This is a genomic window from Rhodopila globiformis, from assembly GCF_002937115.1.
GTDB classification, from domain to species: Bacteria; Pseudomonadota; Alphaproteobacteria; order Acetobacterales; family Acetobacteraceae; genus Rhodopila; species Rhodopila globiformis.
Map to the genome: position 1 here is coordinate 1 of NZ_NHRY01000010.1, position 2557 is coordinate 2557.

Annotated in this window: 3 protein-coding genes and 1 pseudogene; all 4 read right to left on the reverse strand. The window is 68.2% G+C overall.

Annotated features, from left to right (window positions below; translation table 11 throughout):
• A pseudogene (locus tag CCS01_RS36300) lies at positions 1-112 on the reverse strand (IS982 family transposase); the annotation flags it as partial.
• Between the two features lie 236 nt (positions 113-348).
• Positions 349-780 (reverse strand): GlcG/HbpS family heme-binding protein, encoded by a 432-nt coding sequence (locus CCS01_RS00195; protein ID WP_104516835.1) that lies wholly within the window; start codon positions 778-780, stop codon positions 349-351.
• 24 nt (positions 781-804) lie between these two features.
• The gene (locus tag CCS01_RS00200) at positions 805-1986 is read right to left on the reverse strand and encodes an acyl-CoA dehydrogenase family protein (protein ID WP_104516836.1); all 1182 of its coding nucleotides are present in this window, start codon (positions 1984-1986) and stop codon (positions 805-807) included.
• Between the two features lie 96 nt (positions 1987-2082).
• A partial coding sequence (locus CCS01_RS34530) for a hypothetical protein (RefSeq protein ID WP_204848084.1) occupies positions 2083-2557 on the reverse strand: 475 nt, incomplete at its 5' end.

Genomic DNA, 2557 nt, shown 5'->3' on the forward strand with positions numbered 1-2557 from the left:
CCGCGCGCTTCCTTGTCCGCTGCCACGGGATCAGCCGGTGGGATTCCCAGTCTTCGAACACTTTGCAGAAGTCATCGAGACAGCAGTAGAGCGTTGTGATATCCACCGTCATTGAGGGGATCCTTCCGAACCTGGTTTGACCTTCCGTTTTGGCAAACCGATGCTGTCAAACCCTTGATCTTTTGGAAATCCCCTCACCCCTTATCCATAGTTCGGGTTACATACCGAAGTATTCAATCTGACGACTTGCATGGCCATCTGTCGCATAACGTTGTTCATCCGGCACCCACAGGGCAGCCGGATGATACAAGGCGACAGGTTAACGAATGGTTGAAAGCGCCGCGCCGCTCAGCTCGGATCGGCGGTCAGCCCCGCCGCGGACAGGCCAGCCAGCGCGGCGGCCTCGTCGTTGTCGGAGGTGTCCCCGGTGGCGCCGACTGCGCCGAGGATGTTCTTGTCGTCGTCGCGGATCAGCACGCCGCCGGCGACCGGCACCATCGATCCACCAATCGCCTGAGTCACCGACGCAATGAAATGCGGCCGTTCCTCGGCGCGCTTGCCCAGCGTGCGCGATCCCACGCCCATCGCCAGCGCGCCGTACGCCTTGCCGATGGCGATGTCGGCCCGCCGCAGCGCGGTGCCTTCCTCGGCGGCGAACGCCTTCAGCGCGCCGCGCGCGTCGAGAACGGCCACCGCCATCGGCGCGAGCGACTTCTCCCGCGCATGCGCCAGCGCGGCCGCAATCACGGCCTGGGCATCGGCCAGGGTCAGGTGTGCCATGCGGTGTTCCCCGTTGTGCAGCGCCTAGAGAAATAGGCCGTCCGGGTCGCCGTTGAACATCGCCCGCCCGACTGCCTCGAAATGTGACTCCCGCGCCTGGATCTGCTGCGACACGGTGTGCATGTCGCGGAAACGGCGCTCGAACGGGGTGCCGAGGAAGATCGCCGAGGTCCCGGCCGCCTTGTACACGTAATCGGCAACCTCGGCGGCGGCCTGGATCGCATGCGCGCAGCCGAGCCTGACACGCACCCGGGCGTTCAGGTCAATCGGCGCCACCTGGTCCGCGCCGGCGGCGACGTCCTTCAGGATGTCCACCAACCAGGCGCGCGCGGAACCGAGCGTGGCCTCCCGCCGGGCGACGCCGGCCTGCACCACGGGGCTGTCGGCGAGGCGCTGCAGGCCTCGGGGAACCTTCTCGGTCGCCAGGCCGACGAAGGCGTCCAGCATGGCGCGGGCGATGCCGAACGCGACCGCGGAAACCCCGACGGCATACAGGCCCTGCATGGTGAAGGCATACAGCGGACCGGGATCACGCCGCAGCGAGGGATCTTCCCGGGTACCGCTGTAGGCTTCCGGCACGAACAGGTTGGCGACGCGGTAGCCCTCGGACGCGGTGCCCCGCAGGCCGATGGTGTTCCAGTTCTCAATCGGCTGGGTATGCTCCTTGCGGAACAGCAGCGTGCGGACGGTGGGACGGCCGAAGCGGTTCAGGCGGATCGAGCCGTCCGGCTCGATCACCTGGCAATGCGCGCCCATCCAGTTGGCCTGGCGGCTGCCGCTGGCGAAATGCCACTCACCGCTGACCCGGTAGCCGCCCGGCACCGCCCGGGCGGTGTGCTGGTTGGGCGGTCCCCAAGAAATGATCGTGCGCGGATCCGCATAGATCGCGCGCGCGGTTTCCAGTGGAATGAACGGCGCGATCAGGGCCGAACTGTTGGCGACGAACAGGTTCCAGCCCACCGAGGCGTCGTGGCGGGCGATTTCCTCGATCGCGTGCAGATAGATCCAGGGATCGACCTGATCGCCCCCGACCGAGCGCGGCAGCAGCATACGGGCCAGGCGGGCGTCATGAATCCGCGTCAGCAGCGGCTCGGGGATGGTCTGGCTGCGTTCGATGTCATCCGCGGCGGCGGCGATCTGCGGGCCGAGATCGCGTGCCCGGCTGATTGCGTCGCTGCCGGTGGGCTCGCCGCCGATGGGTTTCATGGCACGCTCCCTGCGCCGTTATCGCAGGATTACCGGCCGGCCGGCGGCTTGTGTCAACACGCGCCCGCCTTGCATTATACCTGATACACGGATGGTTCATTGAACGGAACAGCAGGTTCCGCTACCAATCGTTGCTATGCGCCCGTTGCTTCTTCTCAGTGCTGTCATGATGTCCGCCGCCACGCCTGGGGTGGCGCAGGTAACCGTCGACCTGCATGCGCTGCAGGCACTGCCGGAGCGTCCGGCAGCTCCCCCGATGCCGCATGCCGCGCCGGTTGTCCGGCGCGCGCCTGTCGCCAGGGCCGCGCCGGCACCTGCAATCGCCAAAGCGCCAGCGACGGCGGCCGCCGCACCGGCGGCTGTCGCCACGGTGCCAGGGCAGCCGGCGGTTACCGCCACCGCGCCCGCGGCATCAACCGCTGCCGTCACACCGGCACCGTCAACGGCGACCGCCGCGCCTCCGTCGCCCGCCGCCGCACCGGCGGCGCCACTGCCGGCCATACCCCAGACCGCGCCGAGCACGGCGATGATCAACCCGATCGCGCCCCCGCCGCCGGCGGCCGGCTCAGCC

Coding starts and splice junctions, on each gene's coding strand:
- CCS01_RS00200 (WP_104516836.1), bottom strand. CDS start 1,986: ATGAAACCCATCGGCGGCGAGCCCACCGGCAGCGACGCAATCAGCCGG.
- CCS01_RS00195 (WP_104516835.1), bottom strand. CDS start 780: ATGGCACACCTGACCCTGGCCGATGCCCAGGCCGTGATTGCGGCCGCG.